The organism is Vibrio sp. CK2-1, assembly GCF_021726515.1.
Classification (GTDB): Bacteria; Pseudomonadota; Gammaproteobacteria; order Enterobacterales; family Vibrionaceae; genus Vibrio.
Genome location: NZ_JAKKCJ010000003.1, coordinates 95,443 through 114,196 on the forward strand (window position 1 = coordinate 95,443; position 18,754 = coordinate 114,196).

General features: G+C 43.7%; 12 protein-coding genes. 7 read left to right on the top strand and 5 right to left on the bottom strand.

Going from position 1 to position 18,754, the window contains the following annotated elements:
* Positions 1 to 43 precede the first annotated feature (43 nt).
* The 5 genes from dnaE to L3V25_RS09150 all read left to right on the top strand — a co-directional run bounded on the left by dnaE (position 44) and on the right by L3V25_RS09150 (position 7,476).
* Complete coding sequence (gene dnaE / locus L3V25_RS09130; protein ID WP_237295073.1) at positions 44 to 3,523, top strand: DNA polymerase III subunit alpha; 3,480 nt, start codon at positions 44 to 46, stop codon at positions 3,521 to 3,523.
* A 167-nt stretch (positions 3,524 to 3,690) separates the two neighbouring features.
* Complete coding sequence (gene accA / locus L3V25_RS09135) at positions 3,691 to 4,650, top strand: acetyl-CoA carboxylase carboxyl transferase subunit alpha (RefSeq protein ID WP_237295074.1); 960 nt, start codon at positions 3,691 to 3,693, stop codon at positions 4,648 to 4,650.
* 99 nt (positions 4,651 to 4,749) lie between these two features.
* On the top strand, positions 4,750 to 6,099 hold the full coding sequence (gene tilS / locus L3V25_RS09140; protein WP_237295075.1) for a tRNA lysidine(34) synthetase TilS: 1,350 nt from the start codon (positions 4,750 to 4,752) through the stop codon (positions 6,097 to 6,099).
* A gap of 99 nt (positions 6,100 to 6,198) precedes the next feature.
* Positions 6,199 to 6,537, top strand: coding sequence for a nitrogen regulatory protein P-II (gene glnB / locus L3V25_RS09145; protein WP_027696925.1), 339 nt, complete (start codon positions 6,199 to 6,201; stop codon positions 6,535 to 6,537).
* An 84-nt stretch (positions 6,538 to 6,621) separates the two neighbouring features.
* Positions 6,622 to 7,476, top strand: coding sequence for an endonuclease/exonuclease/phosphatase family protein (locus tag L3V25_RS09150; RefSeq protein ID WP_237295076.1), 855 nt, complete (start codon positions 6,622 to 6,624; stop codon positions 7,474 to 7,476).
* Positions 7,477 to 7,578: 102 nt separating this feature from the next.
* Here the strand turns inward: L3V25_RS09150 and L3V25_RS09155 are convergent, their stop codons facing one another.
* Both L3V25_RS09155 and gloB read right to left on the bottom strand, forming a co-directional pair.
* A complete protein-coding gene (locus tag L3V25_RS09155) occupies positions 7,579 to 9,126 on the bottom strand; it encodes a LysM peptidoglycan-binding domain-containing protein (RefSeq protein WP_237295077.1) in 1,548 nt (515 codons plus the stop codon).
* Positions 9,127 to 9,337: 211 nt separating this feature from the next.
* Positions 9,338 to 10,120: a hydroxyacylglutathione hydrolase gene (gene gloB / locus L3V25_RS09160; RefSeq protein ID WP_237295078.1), complete on the bottom strand. Its 783-nt coding sequence runs from the start codon at positions 10,118 to 10,120 to the stop codon at positions 9,338 to 9,340.
* Between the two features lie 40 nt (positions 10,121 to 10,160).
* Between gloB and L3V25_RS09165 the strand changes: the two genes are divergently transcribed.
* A complete protein-coding gene (locus L3V25_RS09165; protein WP_237295079.1) occupies positions 10,161 to 10,913 on the top strand; it encodes a methyltransferase domain-containing protein in 753 nt (250 codons plus the stop codon).
* 9 nt (positions 10,914 to 10,922) lie between these two features.
* On the opposite strand, the gene rnhA is transcribed toward L3V25_RS09165, so the two are convergent.
* Positions 10,923 to 11,384, bottom strand: coding sequence for a ribonuclease HI (gene rnhA / locus L3V25_RS09170; protein WP_237295080.1), 462 nt, complete (start codon positions 11,382 to 11,384; stop codon positions 10,923 to 10,925).
* A 68-nt stretch (positions 11,385 to 11,452) separates the two neighbouring features.
* On the opposite strand from rnhA, the gene dnaQ reads away from it, so the two are divergent.
* Entirely contained in the window at positions 11,453 to 12,187 is a 735-nt protein-coding gene (dnaQ, locus tag L3V25_RS09175) for a DNA polymerase III subunit epsilon (RefSeq protein WP_237295081.1), read from the top strand.
* A gap of 105 nt (positions 12,188 to 12,292) precedes the next feature.
* Here the strand turns inward: dnaQ and L3V25_RS09180 are convergent, their stop codons facing one another.
* Both L3V25_RS09180 and fadE read right to left on the bottom strand, forming a co-directional pair.
* A complete protein-coding gene (locus tag L3V25_RS09180) occupies positions 12,293 to 15,883 on the bottom strand; it encodes a hypothetical protein (protein WP_237295082.1) in 3,591 nt (1,196 codons plus the stop codon).
* A gap of 236 nt (positions 15,884 to 16,119) precedes the next feature.
* Complete coding sequence (fadE, locus tag L3V25_RS09185; RefSeq protein WP_237295083.1) at positions 16,120 to 18,594, bottom strand: acyl-CoA dehydrogenase FadE; 2,475 nt, start codon at positions 18,592 to 18,594, stop codon at positions 16,120 to 16,122.
* Between the last annotated feature and the right edge of the window lie 160 nt (positions 18,595 to 18,754).

Here is an 18,754-nt window from a genome sequence, read left to right on the forward strand (position 1 = left end):
TTCATTAGCACTTTCATTATTAAAAGCTAAGTACAGTAAATTTATGTCTGATCCTAAGTTCGTACATCTTCGTGTTCACAGTGACTATTCGATGGTTGATGGCCTCTCGAAAGTGCCACCATTGGTTAAAAAAGTCGCTGAGCTTAATATGCCGGCGATGGCATTAACGGACTTCACCAACCTGTGTGGCTTGGTTAAATTTTACAGTACCGCCCACGGTTGTGGCATTAAGCCAATCATCGGTGCTGACTTTACTGTGCAATCGCCAGACTTTGCTGATGAGCTAACCAAAATTACGGTTCTAGCTAAAAATAATGTTGGTTACAACAACCTGACATTATTAATTTCAGAAGCTTACCAGCGTGGTCATGTTAAGCACCAACCCGTCATCGATAAAGAATGGTTAGTGAATCACAAAGAGGGCTTAATCATCCTATCTGGTGGTCGCGTTGGTGAGGTAGGGCGTGCGTTACTTAAAGGTAATCAGCCACTGGTTGAGCGTTGCATCGATTTCTATCAAGAGCATTTCCCAGATCACTTCTATCTTGAGCTTACTCGTACTGGCCGCGCCGATGAAGAAAGTTACTTACACTTTGCCCTCGATATTGCAGAGCAGTATGACTTGCCGGTGGTTGCTACTAATGAAGTGGTATTTTTAACCTCTGATGAATTTGATGCCCACGAAATTCGCGTGGCCATTCATGATGGCTATACGTTAGAAGATCCGCGTCGTCCTAAAAATTATAGCCCGCAGCAATATCTTCGTACCGAAGAAGAAATGTGTGAGCTGTTTAAAGATATTCCCGAAGCACTGCAAAATAGTGTCGAGATCGCTAAGCGTTGTAACGTTACGGTACGCTTAGGCGAGTACTTCTTACCGAATTTTCCGACCGGTGAGTTAACCATTGAAGACTTCTTGGTTAAAAAATCTCAAGAAGGCTTGGAAGAGCGTCTGGAGTTCTTATTTCCTGATGAACAAGTTCGTTTGGAAAAGCGACCAGAGTATGACGAGCGCTTGCAAATTGAGCTGGATGTAATCAACCAAATGGGGTTCCCCGGTTATTTCTTGATCGTAATGGAGTTCATCCAATGGTCAAAAGATAACGATATTCCAGTAGGCCCAGGCCGTGGTTCTGGTGCCGGTTCACTGGTGGCGTATGCGCTTAAAATTACCGATCTTGATCCACTCGAATATGACTTACTGTTCGAACGATTCTTGAACCCAGAACGTGTATCCATGCCCGATTTCGATATCGATTTCTGTATGGATAAGCGTGACCGAGTAATTGATCACGTTGCTGAAATGTATGGCCGTGATGCGGTATCTCAGATCATCACTTTCGGTACTATGGCAGCGAAAGCGGTAATTCGCGATGTGGGTAGGGTGCTCGGGCATCCTTATGGTTTTGTCGATCGTATTTCAAAACTCGTACCGCCAGATCCGGGAATGACGCTTGCTAAAGCCTTTGATGCTGAGCCACAACTGCCCGAGTTGTATGCCGCTGATGAGGATGTTAAAGAACTCATCGACATGTGCCGGATCCTTGAGGGTTGTACTCGAAATGCCGGTAAACATGCTGGTGGCGTGGTTATCTCGCCTACTACGATTACCGACTTTGCCCCTATTTATTGTGATTCGGAAGGTAACTTCCCCGTAACGCAATTTGATAAAAATGATGTGGAAACAGCCGGCTTAGTTAAGTTCGACTTCTTAGGTCTTCGAACCTTAACCATCATCGATTGGGCATTAGGCTTAATTAACCCTAGATTGCAAAAAGAAGGCAAAGAACCAGTTCGCATCGAAGCGATTCCTCTAGAGGATCCGGCTTCATTCCGCTTACTGCAAAACTCAGAAACGACGGCGGTATTCCAGCTGGAATCTCGTGGTATGAAAGATTTGATCAAGCGCCTACAGCCTGACTGTTTTGAAGATATTATCGCTTTGGTGGCCTTGTTCCGTCCGGGCCCACTGCAATCGGGCATGGTAGATAACTTTATCGACCGTAAGCATGGCCGTGAAGAAGTCTCATACCCTGATTCAACATGGCAACACGAGTCATTAAAAGAAACCCTAGAGCCAACTTACGGCATTATCTTGTACCAAGAACAGGTAATGCAAATTGCGCAGATTCTAGCTGGCTATACCCTAGGTGGCGCGGATATGCTGCGTCGTGCGATGGGTAAGAAAAAACCAGAAGAGATGGCTAAGCAACGTTCGATCTTTAAGTCGGGTGCCGAAAGCATCGGGGTTGATGGCGAACTTGCGATGAAGATCTTTGACTTGGTAGAAAAGTTTGCCGGTTATGGCTTTAACAAGTCTCACTCCGCTGCGTATGCACTAGTTTCTTATCAAACATTGTGGTTAAAAACCCATTATCCTGCTGAATTTATGGCGGCGGTAATGACGGCCGATATGGACAACACCGAAAAAGTGGTTGGTCTGGTCGATGAATGTATTCGCATGAATCTTAAAGTGTTGCCGCCGGATGTGAATTCAGGCTTGTATCGCTTTAATGTCAATGAAGATGGCGCGATTGTTTACGGTATCGGTGCAATAAAAGGGGTCGGTGAAGGCCCAATTGAAAATATTATCGCTTGTCGTGAACAAGGCGGTTATTTTAAGGACCTATTTGATTTCTGTGCACGTGTTGATTTGAAAAAATGCAATAAGCGTGTGATTGAAAAACTGATCCAAGCTGGTGCGCTTGATCGCTTAGGTCCACACCGCGCAGCCATGATGGCGTCACTTGATGAAGCGGTTAAAGCCGCTGGGCAATTCCACCAAGCGGAAGCCTTTGGTCAATCCGATATGTTTGGCGTATTGACTGAAGCGCCAGAAGAAGTTGAGCAGGCGTATGCGCAAGTTCCCAAATGGCCTGAAAAAGTTTGGCTAGAGGGTGAACGTGCTACTTTAGGTCTATATTTGACGGGGCACCCAGTTAATGCCTATCTCAAAGAGTTAGCGAAATATACCAATTGTCGCTTAAATGATTTACAACCAACACGCCGCGATCAATCACTCACGGTTGCCGGTTTAGTGATTGCTTCACGTGTGATGACTACTAAACGCGGTACACGAATTGGCCTAATGACTCTCGATGATCGTTCGGGTCGAGTCGAAGTGATGTTGTTCTCCGATGCCTTAGAACGGTATGCGGAATTGTTAGAACAAGATAAAATAGTGGTGGTTTCTGGACAGGTCAGCTTTGATGACTTCAACGGTGGGCTTAAGATGTCGGCCCGAGAAGTGATGAGTCTCGCTGATGCACGTGAAAAATATGCCAAAGGGTTGTCGATCTCTATAGAGCAATCTCAAATAGACGGTCAATTCTTTGAGCAGTTTAATCGAATTTTAGAGCCGTACCGTGCGGGTACGGTGCCAGTAAATATTTATTATCAACGCCAAGATGCCAGAGCAAAGCTATCACTTGGCGTCGAGTGGCGAGTGACACCGGACGATAATTTACTGGATGATTTAAAACTTCTGATCGGTTCTAAGCAAGTAGAACTCGAATTTAACTAAAGAACAGGGCATTATTAGTACATTGTTATTCAAATTATGAATTGGTTGCTTCGGTTTACAATTTAGTTTTGAATATTTTCAGTGATGCTCTGTATACTTTTTATCGCCGTTGACGGTTCAATGCCTTAAAGTGATAAAAGAATTAAAATGAAATAAAGGATCCATTGATGAGCCTAGATTCTCTTGAATTTGAAAAACCTATTGTTGAACTTGAAGCTAAAATTGAAGCTTTACGTGAGGTTTCGCGCCACGGTGGCGATGCGTCGGTTGATTTAGAAAAAGAAATTAACCAACTAGAAAAAAAGAGCTTAGAACTAAAGAAAAAAATCTTTAGTGACCTAGGTGCGTGGCAAGTTGCTCAACTCGCTCGCCATCCTAAGCGTCCATATACGCTCGATTATATAGAACATGTTTTTACCGAGTTTGATGAGCTTGCTGGTGATCGTGCTTACGCAGATGATAAAGCCATCGTTGGTGGTTTAGCGCGTATTGAAGGTCGTCCGGTTATGGTGATTGGCCATCAAAAAGGTCGTGAAACCAAAGAAAAAGTACGCCGTAACTTTGGTATGCCTCGTCCAGAAGGTTACCGTAAAGCATTACGTTTAATGGAAATGGCGGAACGCTTTAATGTTCCAGTGATCACTTTCATCGATACTGCGGGTGCCTACCCTGGTGTTGGTGCCGAAGAGCGTGGCCAATCTGAAGCGATTGCTCGTAACTTAAAAGTGATGTCAGGCTTGAAAGTACCCGTTATTTGTAACGTAGTTGGTGAAGGTGGTTCTGGTGGTGCACTCGCAATTGGTGTTGGTGACTACGTTAACATGCTGCAATACTCAACGTATGCGGTAATTTCACCAGAAGGTTGTGCTTCTATTTTATGGCGTGATTCTGATAAAGCCCCACAAGCGGCTGAAGCGATGGGTCTGGTGGCTCCTCGTCTGAAAGAGCTTGGCCTAATTGATACGGTAATCAGTGAACCACTAGGTGGCGCTCACCGTGATTATGTTGCGACTGCTGAAAACATGAAAGCGACATTACTAGCACAATTAGATGAACTTGAAGCGTTAGATAATGAAAACCGTTTAGAGCGTCGTTATCAGCGCCTAATGAGCTACGGTTACTGCTAAGCTCGTTTGACTGTTAAGGTTAATCAACTGTAAAGCGGGCTTAGGCTCGCTTTTTGTTTTTCTTCTCCTCGCTTTTGCTTTCGTTTTAATGGAATTAACATGTTGTATCAAGGTTTTGTTCAGCGTTTATTGAGCCATATCGGAGAGTCAACTCGTTTGGTGTTGGCGCTAAGTGGTGGGCTAGATTCACGAGTCCTGCTGCATTTACTTGCTCGATTTAAGTGTGATTATCCGCAATATGACTACTTAGCGGTGCATGTACATCATGGATTAAGTGATAACGCTGATCAGTGGTTACAGCAATGCCAGCAGTGGTCACAACAAGCTGATATTCCATTTGTAGCAGAAAAAGTGCAGCTAGAATTAGGCAGCCGCATTAGCCTAGAACAAGCTGCAAGAAGCGCTCGTTACCAAGCACTATCTCAACATCTCAATTCCTCTAGCCTACTGTTGACCGCACATCATCAAAGTGATCAACTGGAAACGTTTTTACTGGCATTAAAGCGTGGCAGTGGCCCGAAAGGTTTATCTGCAATGGCAATGGATGGTAAGTTTGAGACAGCACGTCTATTACGTCCTATGCTCGACGCATCTCGTGCAGATATGCTCACCTATGCAAACCATCACCAGTTAGATTGGATTGAAGATGAAAGTAACCTTGATACCCGTTTTGATCGAAATTTTATCCGCCATCAAGTTGCACCCATTTTAAAGCAGCGCTGGCCAAATATTGAAAAAACCGTCTCGCGTAGTGCTGCTTTGTGCGCACAACAAGAATCATTGCTTAATGAGCTGCTCTATGAGCGTTATAAGCAAATGTGTGATGAAGATGGGGCGTTATCGGTCTCTTTACTAAAAGAGCAGTCAGAGGCGGCGAGAGGCGCTATTTTGAGGCTTTGGCTACAAGAGCAAGGTTTCTTAATGCCAAGTGCCAAGCAATTAGCGCAAATATGGCAAGATGTAGTACTCGCTCAAGCCGATGCCGCGCCAGTATTTCGTTACGGCAATACCCATATTGGTCGTCATCAACAGCAGCTTTGGGTGTTTAGTGCCATGCAAGATCTTAGCGCTGAGGTTTTGGATTGGGACATCAAACAGCCTCTTAGTTTGCCTGATGGCCTAGGCCGCTTAGAACTTAAGGCAAGAAGCGAGCTTGAATCTTTTGATACCACAAGCCTTGCTGCGAGCAGTATTCAAACCTTGTCACTGCCTGCTGGCTATAATCAGATTAAAGTGACATTCAGTGCAACCGGTATTCACGCCCATCCACAAGAACGACAACATGGGCGAAGCTTAAAAAAATTGCTGCAAGAATACCAAATACCCACCTGGCAGCGACAACGTATTCCTTTTCTGGTTGATGATAGTGAGTTGATTGCTGCAGCGGGATTGTTTGTCGGTAAGCCTTATAGTGGTACTGATTATCAATTGATTTGGCATAAGAAATAGTGAATTAGAGTTACTTGGGTATATAGGGCTTGCACCTTTTCATAGTCTTAGATGAGGGGTATACTCAAAACAATTTCAGAGTTTTAGGGATAAGAACCAATGAAAAAAATCGAAGCAATCATTAAACCATTTAAACTGGATGACGTACGTGAGGCGCTAGCGGATGTTGGCATCACAGGTATGACGGTATCGGAAGTTAAAGGTTTTGGTCGTCAGAAAGGCCACACTGAACTGTATCGTGGCGCAGAGTACATGGTCGACTTTTTACCGAAAGTGAAGTTAGAGATCGTGGTTTCTGATGATGTGGTTGATGAGTGTATTGATTGCATCATGCAAACCGCGCAAACCGGCAAAATAGGTGATGGCAAAATCTTTGTTACGGAAGTTGAGCGCGTCATTCGTATCCGTACCGGTGAAGAAGACGACGAAGCGGTATAATACCAACCGTATTCATTACTAATTAAAGGAGGCTTTGGCTTCCTTTTTTATCATTTATGGCTGGTATAGCGGGTTAGGTAATCGATGAAACTAAAGCATTGGACGTTAGGCGCTGTCGCTCTTTTCATTATTGCGATTGTCGGTTTTTATTCTATTTTTACCATTCCCAAGCAGCCTCAGCTTATTTCGATTGATCACCATTCTTCGCAATCCGACTGGTACTGTCACCAATCTGAACAACCAACGCCAGCTATTGATGTGAATGGAAAACTGAACATTTTAGTTTGGAATATTCACAAACAAACTGATGAAAATTGGCAATCTGCGCTTGAATCTTTTAGTCATGATAAGCAGTTGATCCTTTTGCAGGAGGCCAGTTTAACTGAAGAGTTTACATTATGGCTTAATCAGCAATCGTGGGGGGCAAGTTATGTCAACGCGTTTAAAGCCTTTGGCGTTAGTTCTGGTGTAGTCAATCTAGCTTCTCAACTACCTAATCGAGCATGTGCTTACACGAGTGTCGAGCCTTGGCTCCAATTACCTAAGTCGGCGTTATATGCACGCTATTCACTATCAAATGGACAAGATCTTGTCGTGGTGAATATCCATGCTATCAATTTTACGGTTGGAACTGATGAGTTTGAGCAGCAAATTGAGCAATTGCAAAAAGCGGTACAAAAACACCAAGGGCCATTAATCATTGCTGGTGATTTTAATACTTGGAGTGAAGCGCGTTATGATCAACTACTTAAAGTCGCTAATACACTAGCGCTACAAGAAACCGTATTCAGCCCGGACAACCGCCGTTTATTTGTTAATGACTTAGCGTTTGACCATGTGTTTTATCGCGGGCTAAATTTTAACTCAGCAAGCTCGCCAATCACCACAGCTTCAGATCATAACCCGATGCTAGTCAGTTTTGAGTTGATTGAAAATTAGCGATAGAAACATTACCGCTCGTAGAAAGTTAAAAAGCCTCGAATTCACGAGGATTTTTGCTATGTACTGTTTGTAGCTTATGTAGTCGATAGGGACTGGCGGTTAGCCTACTTTAGTCACATCGACATACAGTTTCAGCTTCTGGCCTGGCTTTAAATAGTCTTTTTCATTTAAGCCATTCCAAGCAAGTACTTGGTCGGTATTCACTTTAAATCGCTGTGCAATACTGCCGACAGTGTCACCAGAACGAACGTTGTAGTACACGGTACGGATAATGGCACCACTTTTGTTTTCCTTCCAGATAACTAATTTTTGGCCTACGCGTAATGGATCTTTGGGAGCCATGCCGTTCCATTTAGCCAGAGATTCTACCGACACGTTATTTTTCTTAGCAATGGTCCAGAAGCTATCACCACTTTTTACTGAGTATTCAGATTTCAACTGACCACGAGAAGTCGATTGGATTTTCGCTAGACGGTTAGTGGCACTTAACGAATATTGCTTATTATTTTGGGTTGAATGCGGCACCATCAAATACTGACCAACACGGATATTGGCATCATTCATGTTATTTGCTGTTTGAATGGCTTTCGTGGTGGTCTGATTATTTCTCGCAATTACGCTTAAGCTATCACCCGGCTTAACTTTGTAGCGAGTGAATTTGATGCCTTTGCCACGGTTCTTTTCAGCTTGCTCATTAAAGCGGTCTGCTTTTTCTAACGGGATCAAGAAAGTGTATGGCCCAGTCGGAGAGGTTGCCCATTGGTTGTATCCTGGGTTGTAGCTTTGTAATTCTTTGACTGACATGCCTGCGTATTGAGCGGCAATGGCAAGGTCTAGCTGCTCTTTTGGATCGACTTGTGTCAGTACCGGTTTATTGGCAATCACAGGAAGATCGACACCATATTCTTTTTGGTTGGCAAGAATATCTGCTAGTGCAAGTAGCTTAGGTACGTAGCCACGAGTTTCTTTTGGTAGATCTAATGAGAAAAAGTCGGTTGGCTTGCCCAGTTTTTTGTTCTTACGAATGGCGCTAGATACGCGACCACCACCACTGTTATACGCAGCGATGGCATTTTCCCAGTCACCGTCGAAACGATTACCTAAATAAGTCATGTATTCTAAAGCAGCATCGGTTGCAGCGTTAACATCACGGCGTCCGTCATACCAATAGTTACGCTCTAAACCAAATCGGTCGGCTGTCACCGGCACAAACTGCCATAAACCAGCGGCACTACCATAGGAATATGCAAAAGGGTCAAAGGCGCTTTCTACTACGGGTAGTAACGCTAATTCCAGTGGTAAGTCACGATCTTCAATTTTGGTTGTGATGAGATACAAAAAAGGTTCAGCACGTTTTGACACCGTTTTTAGGTGCTCAGGATGATCAAGGTACCATTTACGGTAGTATTCAATACTAGGATCATCAGCAATAGGCAGCTTGAATTGCATTGAAATGCGTTTCCACAAGTTTTGTTGCTCTTGTGGTGTTAATTGCTTCGGTGGCTGCTTTTTTTCTGGGGTAGAGGGTTCAACCATTACAGTTTGGCTAGCTTTTTCCGGCTCATCGGTCTGCTGATCGGTGGATGTCGGTACGCTTTGGCAACCTACAAGTAGTAGTGCCGTAGCCCAAATGTATTTTGAATTCATTAAAACAACCTCTAAAAAACGGCTGCAAATGATACTTGTGTTTATCAATGAGTGGCAAGTGAGAATTATCCTAAAACCCGATAAAGCCTTACAAATGGTGTAAGATTCTATAAGGTTTTAGATAAATTTATGAGCAATTTGATTAATTTAGCAGCGATTTTTTGTTTTTTTTAAAAAGTAACAAAATTTGACCAATAAACGTCATTAATCCTTAGAATTCATTTTTCCATTCACGTAAGGCTGAAAATACAGAGAGTTCGGTGAGTTCATCGGTGCGTGCCGATACGGCTTTCATTACACTTGGCTCTTGGCAACGTAAAAACGGATTGATCCATTTTTCTTGACGAATGGTGGTTGGAATCGTCGGTTTTTCTTGTGCTCTCAATCGATTCACTTCATCACGGTAGTTATGTAGTAACTCGTTATCCGGTTCTACCGCTAGGGCAAACGACAAATTTGATGAGGTGTATTCATGGGCACAATAGACTTCAGTTTCTTGAGGAAGTGTTGCCAACTTTTGTAGTGAATCAAACATTTGCTCATAAGTGCCTTCAAATACTCGGCCACAACCGGCAGAGAAAAGCACGTCACCACAAAATAGTTTGCCGTCACCGACATAAGCAATATGCCCGTTAGTGTGTCCGGGAACATCCATCACAAGGAAGGTTTCACCAAAGACTTCAATACGGTCGCCACCTTGTACAGAATGAGTCAGCATTAACACTGGGTCATTACTTGGACCGATAACTTGAGCTTTAGGGTAGTGGCGCAATAGTTCTGCCACGCCACCGACATGATCGGCATGGTGGTGAGTAATGATGATAAGTTCTAATTCTAAATTATCTTGTTGTAAGCGTTGTAAAACAGGGGCAGCTTCACCGGGATCGACTAAAGCGCAGGACTGACTATTATTTTGAATCAGCCAGATGTAATTATCGTTAAATGCAGGTATGCTTTCGACCGTTAAGCCTGAATTTTTTTTATCAGTTAACATTGTGGATCTCCAATCCGGACTGCGAAGAGATATCTAATCTATGAAGCCAGCACGCATTCAAAAATCTTTCGTCCAACCCCATTCTTGGCAACAGCTAAAAAATGGTGAGTGGGTGGTTGAATCGATCCAAACTCGTCTTGATGAGTGGTGCCCAAAGTTATTTGGTTATCACATGTTAAAACTGGGTGGTTTAAGTTGTGAATTAACCACGCATAATTGCAATATCAAACATCAAGTGAATGTCGATATTGCCAATCCGCTTCATTCCGTTATTGCTGATGCTTATGATTTACCATTTGTTGAAAAAAGCATCGATGCTGCTTTGGTCTGTCATCAGCTAGACTATTGTAGCGATCCTCATCGCTTGTTGCGAGAGATTGATAGAATAATTATCGATGATGGACATATTATTCTGACTGGCTTTAATCCGATGAGCTTAACGGGCGCGGCGAGTTTATTACCTTGGCGTAAGAACAATTTGCCTTGGAGTGGTCGCATGTTTACGCCATATAGAATTAAAGATTGGCTGGGCTTGCTTAATTATGAAGTGATTCATTGTGATACTTATGCTCTGTTTCCTGTTCGTAGAGGGAAAGCGCTGACTACTTGGCTTGAGCATGGTATGGGAGCTTGCGCTTCAACATTTGGTAGTGTGTATTTTATTGTTGCCAAAAAGCGTATGTATCCATTAAAACCAATTAAACCCCATTGGAAAGTGAAAAATCGTCGTTTCTCACCCGCCAGTGTGGGGTTTAATAAAGCTTCATCTAAAGTAAAGAACAGTAAGGTTTAGATGAAAGAACTACCCTTCAAACCCTTTGTCTTCTTGGGTAGGGGATTCGGCTGCGGTACGGGCAAGATCATCACAAATTTCATTTTCTCGGTGTCCGGCGTGGCCTTTTACCCATTTCCATTCCACTTGATGGCGAACGGTTTCTTGATCAAGCGCTTTCCATAGATCGACATTCTTAACGGGCTTTTTAGCTGACGTTTGCCAATTTTTCTTTTTCCAACCATGGATCCATTGAGTGATACCTTGGCGTACATATTGGCTATCCGTGGTTAACGTCACTTGGCAAGGTTCGGTGAGGGCTTTAAGGGCAACTACCGCAGCCATCATTTCCATGCGGTTGTTGGTAGTGAGGGTATAACCTTCAGATAGGTATTTTTCTTTACCTTTATAGCGCAACACTATGCCATAGCCGCCAGGGCCAGGATTACCTAAACAAGAACCATCTGTGAAAATTTCTACGTGTTTCGTCATGATTTGATACTATGAGTCCATATTGGAATAACCAGTCATTAATACGGCTAGTCTGACAAGAGTTTATTATGAATACCAGCACTAATGTTTCTTATGATCGCATCATTGTTCTTGATACCGAAACCACAGGTATGAACCGAGAAGGTGGCCCTGTGTATATGGGACATCGAATCATTGAAATAGGTGCGGTAGAAATTGTTAATCGTAAACTGACCGGTAAACATTTCCATGTCTATATTAAGCCGGATCGTGAAATCGACCCTGAAGCGATTGCGGTTCATGGTATTACCGATGAGTTTCTAGTCGATAAGCCAGACTATAAACAAGTTCATCAAGAGTTTTTAGACTTTATTAAAGGTGCTGAGCTAGTGGCTCACAATGCACCCTTTGATGTTGGCTTCATGGATTATGAGTTTGAGCTGGCTAACCAAGACGTAAAAACATCGCAGGTTTGTAAAATTACCGATACCTTGGCGATGGCCAAAAAGATCTTCCCCGGTAAGCGAAATAACCTCGATATTTTATGTGACCGTTACGGCATAGATAACTCTCATCGTACTTTGCACGGCGCTTTGCTCGATGCGGAGATCTTGGCCGATGTCTACTTGCTAATGACAGGTGGCCAAACCGCCATGCAGTTTAATGCTGGTCAGTCTAAAGATGGTGGAGTGGGTGAAACCATTAAACGAGTGACAGGGCGTAAAGCGTTGAAAGTCTTGAAAGCTAGTGATGAAGAATTGCAGCAACATGAAGAGCGTTTGGATTTATTTGCCAAAAAAGGTACTTGTTTGTGGCGTGATTAATAAAAAATGAGCAGATAAGGTATCTGCTCATTAACTACTTGTTTCTTAAAAAAACTGCTTATAACTGGTGACTTATTGATTAGCTATAGCAGCCTATTTTAAACACTATTGTTCAATCGTATCGGGTAGTACCAATTCTTGATAAAGCGGCTCAGATAGTTCACTTACTGTGTGGTCTGGCGCTACAATATAGATATGACTAGGGGTAAATTGAACGACCCACTCTTCATGATTCATCGCTTCTAAAATCACAAAGCCATCAATTGGTGCCACTTCGAGTTTACCTATCTGGCTTAAATCATAATAAGAAATGTGCCAATCTCCTCGTATATCGACATTCGACTCATAACTTTCATATGTACTTAAGAAGTTGATCGAATCCCTTTCTGGATTGAAAACACCCATTTGAGTATCAAAATGCTTTATCCCATAACCTGTAGTGGAGTCATAAACTTGGTAAAAGTTAAATGGCGCAACTTGTAACGGTTGTGGTTTAAACTCGGTAAAGGTGATATCAAGTGACGATGATATCCCTTGGCACTGATTGACAGTTTGAACATAACGAGCATCAATTAAATTGCGTTGGCCGGCTATTTGGATTGCATCCATTTGATCTAGCTGCTCAACAAATCCGATATCCATGTCAGTATAAAAGTAGCTGGTGGTAAATAAATCTTGTTGTGTACAACTAGTGATACCAGCAGGCAACACTCCATTTTGTATTAACTCTTTAAATTGATGTTGGATAATCAACAAACTATCAACTACCGCATATTCAATATCTTCTATGTTCGTGTTTACCGTCGCTGAGTATTGAGGCAGGAAATTATTGCCTTCAAGTACTGATATATCTGGATGCGTATTTATGTTCTCTGTTGTTTTTACTTCATCTACTACTGGTGACTCTGGTGCTATTTGCTCTATTTTCTGTGGTACAGGGAGCGGAGTCGTGTACGTGTATTGAGTAGGTAACGCTTTTGGTTCTGCTTGAGCGATCTGTTGCGGCTCTGCCAATGGAGTGCCTTGCTCTAACAAAGTTGGCTGTAGCTTAGGTGCACTGGCAGCTTGCTCAGTCGGCAATGCAAATGGTGTTGCTTGTTCTGTTGGCGTTGGCTGAGCTTTTGGTTCTGCTTGAGCAATTGCTTGCGGCATTGCTAACGGAGTTCCTTGCTCTAACAAAGTTGGCTGTAATTTAGGTGTACCAGCAGCTTGCTCTGTCGGCAAGGTAAATGGTACGGCTTGCTTGTTAGGAGTTGGCTGAACTTTTGGTGTTGCTTGAGCCATTGGTTGTGGTGCCACTAACGGAGTACCTTGAGCTAACAAAGTTGGCTGTAGCTTAGGTGCACTGGCAGCTTGCTCAGTCGGCAAGGTAAATGGTACGGCTTGCTTGTTAGGCGTTGGTTGAACTTTTGGTGTTGCTTGAGCGATCTGTTGCGGCGCTGCTAACGGAGTAGCTTGAGCTAACAAAGTTGGCTGTAGCTTAGGTGCACTGGCAGCTTGCTCAGTCGGCAAGGTAAATGGTACGGCTTGCTTGTTAGGCGTCGGTTGAACTGTTGGCGTTGCTTGAGCGATCTGTTGCGGCTCTGTCAACAGAGTAGCTTGAGCTAACAAAGTTGGCTGTAGCTTAGGTGTACCAGCTGTTTGCTCAGTAGGTAAAGTAAATGGCCCAGTTTGTTCTGTAGGCGTCGGTTGTGCTTTTGGCGTAGCTTGAGCAATTTGTTGCGGTGTTGCCAACGGAGTGCCTTGTGCTAACTGAGTCGGCTGTAACTTTGGTGCACTGGCAGCTTGCTCGGTCGGCAATGCAAATGGTGTGGTTTGTTTTACAGGCGTAGGTTGAACTTTTGGCGTAGCTTGAGCAATTTGTTGCGGTGCTGCTAACGGAATGCCTTGTGCTAATTGAGTTGGCTGTAGCTTAGGTGTGCCAGTCGCTTGCTCGGTCGGCAAGGTAAATGGTGTAGCTTGTTTTGTAGGTGTTGGTTGTGCTTTTGGCGTTTTTTGAGCAATTTGTTGCGGTGCCGCTAACGGAGTTCCTTGCGCTAATTGAGTTGGCTGTAACTTAGGGGTACTGGCAGTTTGCTCGGTCGGCAAGGTAAATGGTACGGCTTGCTTGTTAGGCGTTGGCTGAACTTTTGGTGTTACTTGAGCGATCTGTTGAGGTGCAGCCAACGGGGTAGCTTGGTCTAGTGGAGTAGGTTGTAACTTAGGTGTACCAACAGCTTGTTCAGTCGGCAAGGTAAATGGTACGGCTTGCTTGTTAGGCGTCGGTTGAACTGTTGGCGTTGCTTGAGCGATCTGTTGCGGCTCTGTCAACGGAGTGTCTTGTGCTAACTGAGTCGGCTGTAACTTTGGTGCACTGGCAGCTTGCTCGGTCGGCAATGCAAATGGTGTGGTTTGTTTTGCAGGCGTAGGTTGAACTTTTGGCTCCGCTTGAGCAATTTGTTGCGGTGCTGCTAACGGAATGCCTTGTGCTAATTGAGTTGGCTGTAGCTTAGGTGCACTGGCAGCTTGCTCGGTCGGCAAGGTAAATGGTTCAGCTTGTTTTGTAGGCGTTGCTTGAACTTTTGGTGTTGCTTGAGCAATTTGTTGTGGTGCTGCTAACGGAATGCCTTGATCTAGTTGAGTTGGTTGTAATTTAGGTGTGCCAGCAGCTTGCTCAGTCGGCAATGCAAATGGTGTGGTTTGTTTTGCAGGCGTAGGTTGAACTTTTGGCTCCGCTTGAGCAATTTGTTGCGGTGCTACTAACGGAATGCCTTGTGCTAATTGAGTTGGCTGTAGCTTAGGTGTGCCAGTCGCTTGCTCGGTCGGCAAGGCAAATGGTGTAGCTTGTTTTGTAGGTGTTGGTTGTGCTTTTGGCGTTTTTTGAGCAATTTGTTGCGGTGCTGCTAACGGAGTGCCCTGATCTAGTTGAATAGGTTGTAATTTAGGTGTACCAGCAGCTTGCTCAGTCGGCAATACAAATGGTTCAGCCTGTTCTGTAGGTGTTGGCTGAGCTTTTGGTTCTGCTTGAGCGATCTGTTGAGGTGCTGCCAACGGAGTAGCTTGATCTAGTTGATTAGGCTGTAACTTAGGTGTGCCGGTCGCTTGCTTAGTCGGCAATATAAATGGTTTAGCCTGTTCCATAGAAGTCGGTTGAACTTTTGGTTCTGCTTGAGCGATCTGTCGCGGCGCTGCTAACGGAGTAGCTTGAGCTAACAAAGTTGGCTGTAACTTAGGTGTACCGGTAGTTTGCTTTGTCGGCAAGGTAAATGGTGTCGCTTGTTTTGCAGGCGTAGGTTGAATTTTTGGCTCCGCTTGAGCAATTTGTTGCGGTGCTGCCAGCGGAGTAGCTTGAGCTAACAAAGTCGGCTGTAGCTTAGGTGTACTTGTTACTTTAGCCACAGGAATTTCTGGTACAGCTTGTTTGTTAGGTGAGGGAAGTGGCTTTGGCGTTACTTGAGCCATTGGCTGTGGTGCTGCTACCGGAGTACCTTGTTTCAACAAAGTAGGCTGTAATGTAGGTACACTTTGAACTTTCTGAGTTGGTTGAAGTTTAGGTGACTTCAAAGGATCTTGATTAGGTTCTTTTAGTGGAATGGGAATTTCTACACTTGTGATTGGTTCTTCCGCTGTGTTTTTTTGTGGTGAATTAGATGATTCTTCACTATTACACGCAGATAACAGTAGGCTGATTATTGTTGGAATATAGATACTTCTCATCGCTGAATCCATTTATTTTATTCTGTAAATTAATACTAGAATGAATGCATTCAGCGCGTGAATGTTTGATGTGGATCAAATATTGTTGGTGTTTTTTTATTCTTTTTTTTCTGACTAATTAGTCAGTTAATTTTTAGTTGTTGATTTTTATGGATTTCATGCTTGTGCTAGGAAGTATATAAAAACGCTCTCATTGATCGGGTCAATGAGAGCGGTATGTATACAATATAGAAATGTTAAGCGACTTTACTTACTGCCTGTTGCGACTTTTTTATGATTAACTCACTTGGATCAAAGTCATCAACGTTAATTGTTTCTAATCGGTAATGTTCGGCATCACGTAGAATTTTAGCTTCTTCTTCCGTAATCCAACCATTTTCCAGCCCAATTTCAGCGACTTTATCTAATTGTACAAATGCGCGGCGTTTCTGCTGCTTGTTGCATACAATCTCAAAAATAGGTTCAGCTGATAAAATTACTTCTAATGCTCGTTCAATTTTACCTGCAGGGTTGAACTCACTCGCTTCTAAGTATTGATTACGGCCAATACGTGAACGCGTTTCTGATGGCGTTTGCAGAATTTGCGCGACTTGGTTATCGAGCTTATCACTTGGCGCTTTACGTACCTTACCTAGTGGTAAAATTAGCACACGCATTAACCCAGCTGCTCCTCGTGATGGGAAGTTACGTAAGAAGTCATCAATCGCTTCTTCTGCTTGGCGCAAGCTATCTTGAACGCCCCAATGCACTAGTGGTAGATCCGCTTCTTGGTAGCCTTCCATCTCAAAGCGCTTTAAGGTTGCAGAGCTTAAATAAAGTTGGCTTAACACATCGCCTAGACGAGCCGATAAACGCTCTTTACGTTTTAATGAGCCGCCTAGTACTGCCATTGAAATATCTGACATTAAAGCAATGTTGGCACTGTAACGGTTCAGTTTTTGGTAATAACCTTTAATTTGGTCGTGAATGATACCGTTAAAATTGGCATCACTTGGCACCGCATAATCCGAACCTCGGCCATCCGTTAGACCAAGCCAGAAGCTACGTACTGCATTACTCATGCTAAAGCCAATATGACCAAACACCGCACTATCAAAGCGTGATAGAGCATTTTTCTCGCTTGAATGCGCCGCTTCCATTTCTTCTAAGACATAAGGATGGCAGCGAATGGCGCCTTGTCCATAAATGATCATAGAACGAGTCAGAATATTGGCACCTTCTACGGTAATAGCAATAGGTGCGCCTTGGTAACCACGGGCTAAAAAGTTAGCCGGTCCCATGCAGACGCCTTTACCGCCAGCGATGTCCATGGCATCAATTAAGGCGCGCTGTCCACGGTGAGTACAGTGGTACTTCACAATCGCCGAAATAACCGATGGTTTTTCACCGAGATCAATACCGGCAACGGTTAATTGACTGGCTGCATCCATTACGTAAGCATTGCCCGCAAGACGCGCTAATGGTTCTTCAATCCCTTCCATGTGACCGATTGGCTGCTTAAATTGGCGGCGAATACGGGCATAAGCACCAGTTGCCAATGCTGCTGTTTTGGTGCCACCGGTTGAGTTAGAAGGTAGAGTAATACCACGCCCCACTGATAAACATTCCACTAGCATACGCCAGCCTTGGCCTGCCATTTCTGGTCCGCCGATGATGTAGTCTAATGGGACAAAAATATCGTTACCTTGAGTTGGACCATTTTGGAATGGCACATTCAAAGGGAAATGACGACGACCAATTTTCACGCCTTTAGTATCGATTGGAATTAAAGCACAAGTAATACCGATATCTTCTTGGTCACCGAGTAGGCCATCAGGATCGCGAAGTTTGAAGGCTAAACCAAGTACGGTTGCGACAGGTGCCAGCGTGATATAGCGTTTATTCCATGTTAGTCGCATACCAAGCACTTCTTTGCCTTGCCATTCGCCTTTGCACACAATACCAAAATCAGGAATCGCACCGGCGTCAGAACCGGCTTCTGGGCTAGTTAAAGCAAAACATGGGATTTCTTTACCTTCGGCTAAGCGAGGTAGGTAATGATCTTGCTGCTCTTTAGTGCCGTAGTGTTGCAATAATTCGCCAGGGCCTAATGAGTTCGGCACGCCGACCGTTGAAGATAATACGCCTGACACGCCCGTTAGTTTTTGTAGTACCACAGATTGTGCGTAGGCAGAAAATTCTAAGCCGCCATATTTTTTCTTGATGATCATGGCGAAGAACTTGTGATCTTTAAGGTATTGCCAAATTTCTGGTGGCAGGTCGGCTAATTCATGGGTGATTTCAAAATCATTGGCCATACGACAAACTTCATTTACTGGGCCATCAATAAAGGCTTGTTCTTCATCACTTAATTTTGGTGCTTGAATGTCGGATAGCTTTTTCCAATCAGGCTTACCTTTAAACAATTCAGCTTCCCACCATACGGTACCCGCATCAATGGCTTCTTTTTCGGTTTGCGACATTGCAGGTAAAATTTGACGGAATACCTTGAGTGCCGGCTTACTGAATAATGAACGACGAATTTGTGGAATCGCGACTAACGCTGAAAGAATAACAAACACGCCGAATAAAATTGGGGATAGACCGCCAAGTAAGGTTGAAATCAACAGGACTGCCGCCATCGCCCCAATGGTTATCGACTGAGAGCGGCGGTGGTATAAACAAAAACCGAATACGACAAGCGTAACGATTAGGGTAAGTAGGGTGATCATCTTTGTCTTCCTTATTATGATGAGTGATAAAGCCACACTTTTTTATAACGAAAAAATTAAGTGGTCGTACCAGATGAATTCATTGTAGCCATCTTGTTGAGGAAATGTAAAAGGTCAATGTGGTTGAAAAGTGATCTCAAGCATAAAATGAATGTTTTAA